Genomic DNA, 3,184 nt, shown 5'->3' with positions numbered 1-3,184 from the left:
CTTTCGGGACGCGCACCTGGGCCGTCATCGCGGGCACTTCCTGCTGGAGCCGACGGGTCGCAATACGGCGCCGGCCATTGCCGCCGCCGCCCTCTCCCTGCAGGCCCTGCATGGCGACGACGCGATCATGCTGGTGATGCCCGCCGACCATCTGATCGTCAATGTCGACGCGCTGAAGGACGCGGTCGAGCATGCCGTGACATTGGCCAGGCGCGGTCACCTGGTGACCTTCGGTGTCGTGCCGACCGCTCCGGAAACCGGTTTTGGCTACATTGAAGCCGGCACATCGCTGGACGACAAAGGCGCTGCCAGCGTGCGGCGCTTCGTCGAAAAGCCCGACCTGCAAACCGCGACGCATTACCTGGAAAGTGGCAACTTCCTGTGGAACTCCGGGATGTTCTGCTTCTCGGTCGCCACCCTGCTGGCCGAACTGCAAATCCATGCGCCCACGTTGCTGGAGCAGACGCAAACCTGCATGGCCGCCAGCGCCGCGGTGGAAAACGCCGGGAGCGTGCAACAGGAACTGTCGCCGGCCCTGTTTGGCGAAATCATGGATATTTCCATCGACTACGCGTTGATGGAACGCTCCGACAAGGTGGTCGTCGTGCCGGCCCGTTTCGACTGGAGCGACATTGGCTCCTGGGGTGCGGTGGCCGCGCTGGTACCGGCGGATGCACAAAACAATCGCACCGTCGGCGAGTCGATCTTCATCGACAGCCACAACAATTTTGTCCAGAGCGATAACCGTCTGGTCGCGACCGTGGGCGTGGATAACCTGATCATCGTCGACACCGCCGACGCGGTGTTGGTGGCCCACGCCGACCGCGCCCAGGATGTGCGCCGGGTGGCCAGGCAGCTCAAGGATAAAGAGCACGAAGCCTATCGCCTGCACCGTACGGTCAGCMGGCCATGGGGCACCTACACCGTGCTCGAGGAAGGCCCGCGCTTCAAGATCAAACGCATCGTGGTCAAGCCCGGCGCCAAATTGTCGTTGCAGATGCACCACCATCGCAATGAACACTGGGTGGTGGTCGAAGGCATGGCCAAGGTCACCAACAACGGCACCGGCACGCACCTGGTGGCCAAGAACGAATCGACCTTCATTGCAGCCGGGCACAAGCATCGCCTGGAGAATCCCGGCGTGATTGACCTGGTGATCATCGAAGTGCAAAGCGGCGAATACCTGGGAGAGGACGACATCGTCCGCTTCGAAGATCAATACGGCAGGACGGTTTGAATGCTGCTTTCCCTTTACCGCACGCTGAGCAGCTATCGAGGGTTCATTCTCGGTAGCGTCCAGCGAGAGTTTCAGGCGCGTTATCGCAATTCGTTGTTCGGTGCCCTGTGGACCGTGCTCAATCCGCTGTCGATGATCATTGTCTACACCGTGATTTTTTCCCACATCATGCGCGCGCGTCTGCCTGGGGTAGATGACGGCATGGCCTACAGCATCTACCTCTGCGCCGGGTTGCTGACCTGGGGCTTGTTCGCAGAGATCACGGTGCGCAGCCAGAACATGTTTCTGGATAACGCCAACCTTCTGAAAAAAATCAGCTTTCCACGGATCTGCCTGCCGGTGATCGTGCTGTTGAATGCCGGTATCAACTTCGCAATCATCATCGGCTTGTTCCTCGGCTTTCTGTTGATCACCGGTCGACTACCGGGCCTGGCGCTGTTGGCGCTCATTCCTCTGCTGGCGTTACAGGTGATGTTCTGTGCCGGCTTGGGGATCATTCTTGGCGTACTGAATGTGTTTTTTCGCGATGTCGGGCAATTTTTCGCCATCTGTCTGCAATTCTGGTTCTGGCTGACGCCAATCGTTTACCCAATGAGCATCCTGCCCGATTGGGTGCAGCGCTTGCTGCAACTCAACCCCCTGACCAACCTGATCACCAGCTACCAGAACATCTTCCTGTACGGCCAATGGCCCGTCTGGAGTTCGCTGCTGCCGATCATGGTCGCCAGCGTATTGCTCTTCGCCATCGGGTTGCGGCTGTTTCGGCAGAGGGTCGGTGAAATGGTGGATGAACTCTGATGGGGCACATACGCGTCACCGGCCTGGGCAAGGCCTATAAACAATACCCTACCCGCTGGAGTCGACTGGCCGAGTGGCTGATCCCGTTTTCGCCGATCCGCCATCGGCAACACTGGGTGCTACAGGACGTGACCTTTCAGATTGCCCCCGGAGAGTCGGTGGGCATCGTCGGGGTCAACGGCGCCGGCAAAAGCACTTTGTTGAAGATGATCACCGGCACCACCCAACCCACCTGCGGCACGATTGAGCTAGAAGGCCGCGTCGCCGCCCTGCTGGAATTGGGCATGGGTTTTCATGCGGACTTTACCGGCCGGCAGAATGCGGTCATGGCCGGGCAGCTGCTGGGCATGCAAGTCGAAGAAATAGAAGCGTTGATGCCGGACATCGAACGTTTCACGGAAATAGGCGACGCCATCGACCACCCGGTGCGCACCTATTCCAGCGGTATGCAAATGCGCCTGGCGTTCAGCGTGGCCACCGCACGGCGCCCGGACATTTTGATCGTCGACGAAGCGCTGTCGGTGGGCGACGCCTATTTTCAGCACAAAAGTTTCGACCGCATCCGCAGCTTTCGCAAAGCCGGTACCACGCTGTTGATCGTCTCCCATGACCGCTCGGCGATTCAGTCGATCTGCGACTCGGCGATCCTCCTGGAAAACGGCCACATGGCCATGCACGACACACCCGAAACCGTCATGGATTACTACAACGCCCTGCTCGCCAAGCGTGAAGGACAGACCGTGCGCCAGGAAGCCCTCGCTGGCGGCCAGGTCAGTACCATTTCGGGAACGGGTGAAGCCAGGATTCTGAGCGTGCGCTTGCTCGACCAACATGAACGCTCCATCGACGCCGCCGAAGTCGGCCAGCCGGTCGTGCTGGAGGTCAATGTCGAGGTTCGCCAGGACATCGAACGGCTGGTACTGGGCTTCATGATCAAGGATCGCCTGGGCCAGGCCATGTACGGCATCAACACCCATCGCCAGGATCAGGCATTGACCGATCTGCAGGCTGGCGAGCGCGTGACCTATCGCTTTGCTTTCGTCATGGGGCTGGGCAAGGGTAACTATTCCGTGGCGTTGAGCCTGTCACGCCTGGATTCGCATCTGGACCGCAACTTCGAGTGGCGCGATTACGGGTTGGTGTTCCATG

General features: G+C 59.9%; 3 protein-coding genes. All 3 read left to right on the top strand.

Going from position 1 to position 3,184, the window contains the following annotated elements; all coding sequences use genetic code 11:
• A partial coding sequence (locus tag AC1DVH_RS28535; RefSeq protein ID WP_477756600.1) for a mannose-1-phosphate guanylyltransferase/mannose-6-phosphate isomerase occupies positions 1–1,237 on the top strand: 1,237 nt, incomplete at its 5' end.
• Entirely contained in the window at positions 1,238–2,035 is a 798-nt protein-coding gene (locus tag AC1DVH_RS28530) for an ABC transporter permease (protein ID WP_477756599.1), read from the top strand.
• On the top strand, positions 2,035–3,184 hold a 1,150-nt coding region (locus AC1DVH_RS28525; RefSeq protein WP_477756598.1), incomplete at its 3' end, for an ABC transporter ATP-binding protein. The genes AC1DVH_RS28530 and AC1DVH_RS28525, both read left to right, overlap by 1 nt.

Source organism: Pseudomonas sp. P4_C3, assembly GCF_056402075.1.
This window is presented reverse-complemented; position numbering and strand designations above follow the sequence as displayed.

Coding starts and splice junctions, on each gene's coding strand:
- AC1DVH_RS28530 (WP_477756599.1), top strand. CDS start 1,238: ATGCTGCTTTCCCTTTACCGCACGCTGAGCAGCTATCGAGGGTTCATT.